The organism is Streptomyces huiliensis (genome assembly GCF_020037025.1).
GTDB classification, from domain to species: domain Bacteria; phylum Actinomycetota; class Actinomycetes; order Streptomycetales; family Streptomycetaceae; genus Streptomyces; species Streptomyces huiliensis.
In genome coordinates this window covers 1-1,500 of the sequence record NZ_JAIQLH010000518.1, presented here as the reverse complement: position 1 = coordinate 1,500, position 1,500 = coordinate 1, and the positions used below count along the sequence as shown (strand labels likewise).

1 protein-coding gene and 1 pseudogene are annotated in these 1,500 nt (G+C 77.7%); both read left to right on the top strand.

What is annotated here, in order from left to right; translation table 11 throughout:
* A pseudogene (locus JNW98_RS35600) lies at window positions 1–199 on the top strand (hypothetical protein); the annotation flags it as partial.
* Window positions 200–236: 37 nt separating this feature from the next.
* Window positions 237–1,454, top strand: coding sequence for a serpin family protein (locus JNW98_RS35595; RefSeq protein WP_223772390.1), 1,218 nt, complete (start codon window positions 237–239; stop codon window positions 1,452–1,454).
* The last annotated feature ends 46 nt before the right edge of the window (window positions 1,455–1,500 follow it).

The following is a 1,500-nucleotide window of genomic DNA, read 5'->3' as shown; positions in this document are numbered from 1 at the left end:
GCACGGGCCCGTGCCGGAGGGGCGCCGGATGTTCCTCGTCACGGCCGACGAGACGCTCGCCCTCGCCCACGAACGCGGGCTCGCCACCGTCCACCGCGCGCACGGTGGGGACCCGCTCGGGCGGGCGGACGTGACCTGGAGCCACCTGGTCCTGGAACGCGGGCGTGCCGCAACCCGGCGGCCGCCCGCGGCGTCCTGATCTTCGCGAAGTCCGGAACGAAAGGAGTGGGCACCCGGTGCCGAACGAAGCAGACGAAGCAGACGAAGCATCGATACGGTCCGTCAACGACCTGACCGCCGACTGGGCGCGCGTCGCCGTGGGCCCCGGCGCGGGGCGCGGGACCGTGTTCTCCGCCGCCGCGGTGTGGCCGCTGCTCGCCCTGCTGGCGGCGGGCGCGGACGGGCCGGCCCGCCTCGAACTGCGCGCGGTCACCGGTGTCCCCGGAGCGGCCGACGCCGCCGAACGCGGACGCCGGCTGATCGGGACGCTGCGCGCGGCCGACGGCGTCGACGCCGCCGTCGGGCTGTGGACGCGGCGGGACGTGCCGGTCCGGCCGGTGTGGGCGGCGCGGCTGCCCGAGGGCGTGCGGGGCGACCTGACCGGTGACGCCGAGCGGGACGGCCGTGCCCTCGACGCCTGGGCCGCCGAGCACACGGACGGCGCGATCCCGTCGATGCCGGTGCCGACCGGCCCGGACCTCGCGCTGGTCCTCGCCGGCGCCCTGCTCGTCCGCACCCGGTGGGCGGTGCCCTTCTCGGAGGGCTGGCTCACCCCCGAGACCGGCCCCTGGCAGGGCCGCCGGCTGGCCGGCCTGTACCGGACCACCGGCGACCTCGACGCGGTCCGCGTCGCACCGGACACCCCCGCCGGACCGCTGACCCTCGTCGAGGTCCGGGGGGACAACGGCCTGGACGTGCACCTGGTCCTGGGCGCCGAGAACGCCGGAGGCGCGGACGTCCTCGCGGCGGCCCCGGCCGTCCTCGCCGGGGACCACGCCACCGTCCCGGGCTCCGCCCTGCCCTACGGCACGCCGGGCCCCGGCGTCACCGTCGCCGACGCGACCGGCTGGGACAGCCGTCCGGCCCTGGTGACGTCCACCGCCCGGTGGACCGTCCGCGCCGAGCACGACCTGCTCGAACGCCCCGAGGCGTTCGGCCTGCGGTCGGCCACCGACCGCTCCGCCGGGCACTTCCCGGGCATCAGCCCCGTCCCGCTGGCCGTGTCGTCGGCGCGACAGAACACCGTGGCGGCGTTCACCGCGCGCGGCTTCGAAGCGGCGGCCGTGACCGCGTTCGGCATGGCCGCCTCCGGGGTGCCGAACGAGCGCTTCCGGCGGGTGTTCGCGAGTTTCGCGCGCCCGCACGGCTTCCTGGCCGTGCACCGGCAAACCGGCCTGATCCTGGCCGCCGGCTGGGTCACCGAACCGGACGACGCCCCCGACCATCCCTGGTGACCGGCCTTCAGGGGCCCTCACGGCGTACCGCCGGGACCGCCCGGCG